The 260-nt window shown below is 61.2% G+C and carries 1 pseudogene; it reads right to left on the bottom strand.

Going from position 1 to position 260, the window contains the following annotated elements:
- Positions 1 to 260, bottom strand: a pseudogene (locus tag SM755_RS23870) (BREX-5 system phosphatase PglZ); the annotation flags it as partial.

The raw sequence follows: 260 nt of genomic DNA on the forward strand, positions 1-260 counted from the left end.
GTCGAGCGAGGTCGAGTCGGAGGGCGTCGATAACGAAAATTGCGACCGTCTGGCCGCTCTCAAGTCCGGCGGACTCCTTGGCGAAGAACTGATAGGCGTGATCCTCCTCAACGAACGGAGCGCCAGCCTCGACGGTCTCGGTAACGAGGTCGCCCAAGTCTTCGAGGTAGTCGACGTACTCTGACTGGAGTTCGGCACGAATATCGTCCAAGGCTCCGGTCGCCGGATGTTCGTCCGGCAGCTCCGTTTCCGGTTCTCCG

The organism is Natrialba sp. PRR66 (genome assembly GCF_034808065.1).
GTDB classification, from domain to species: Archaea; Halobacteriota; Halobacteria; order Halobacteriales; family Natrialbaceae; genus Natrialba; species Natrialba aegyptia.